Source organism: Dysgonomonas sp. HGC4 (assembly GCF_001261715.1).
Lineage (GTDB): Bacteria > Bacteroidota > Bacteroidia > Bacteroidales > Dysgonomonadaceae > Dysgonomonas_A.
On the sequence record NZ_CVRU01000067.1, the window covers coordinates 1 to 1101 of the forward strand.

The window sequence follows — 1101 nt, forward strand, 5'->3', positions numbered from 1 at the left end:
AATCCCTCTTTGGGACTACTGGCTAGTATACTATATATAGTATTATTTACCACAACAGGAAATATTGGCTATTCTCTGATAATCTCTGTCCTCTTTTCAGGAGCACTAGATATTATCCTAAGATTTTACACAAAAGCGAATGCGTGTGGACTAATGTTTATTCTTAATTTTATATCATTATTCTTTACGCTGATACTTTGGTATATCCTACACAAAACTACAATTCCGGCCCTCATGTATCTCGTGTTTTTCGAGATAACATTTGTCTGCCTTCTATTTGTAACCAGATTGGGTAAAGCTTATATAAACATGTACTTAGGTAAAAAGCAGAGTATTATCCAAAAGACTTATTTAGGAGAATTTTTTGATATTGCAAAGCTTACGCAATATGGATTGACATGTCATTTGTTCATCCTTATGCTTTATCAACTAAGTCGAATACATTTAGAGTCAAGCCCTCTTGCGGACACTATATTCTATAGCATAATACCGATAGCAATACTTGCAGGCATAATTATTTATGAGGAAATAAAAACTCGAAATATCGTAAAGCAGCTTAGAAAAGAAGAGTGGTTGCCCATAGTAAACGAATCGGGTGAGGTAACAGGTCGTATAGCAAAGTCTGTATCGTCTCAAATGAAAAAACGCTTTATGCACCCAATGGTACGTATAGCTCTGATACATAATGGAGAAGTTTATGTTCAAAAAAGAGGAAATAATAGTTCAATAGACCCTTCGGCTTACGATCACCCTTTCGAGAAGCTTATGCTTTTTAATCATGAGATCAACATATCTGTAAGAAATAGTATTTCCAGATCGTTGAATATGCAAGAATTACCTTTCAATTTCTTATTAAAATATGTATTCGAGAATCAAGAGGTGAAACGTTTAGTATTTTTGTTCGTATCCAGAATAGAGAATGAAGAGCAACTAAAAAGCATTAGTTTATTAGATGGTAAGTTCTGGACTACAAAACAAATTGAAGACAGTCTAACAGAAGATAATATATTCAGTGAATGCTTCCAATTAGAATATGAGTATCTTAAAAACACAGTTATTCAAGCAGATATTCTAAAAAGAGAAGTCTCGCATAAAGAATAA

At 33.2% G+C, this 1101-nt stretch carries 1 protein-coding gene; it reads left to right on the top strand.

Features of this window, described 5'->3' with window-relative positions; translation table 11 throughout:
- Positions 1 to 1101 (top strand): NUDIX hydrolase (locus tag HGC4_RS06535; RefSeq protein WP_050709320.1); only part of this gene is annotated, 1101 nt, incomplete at its 5' end.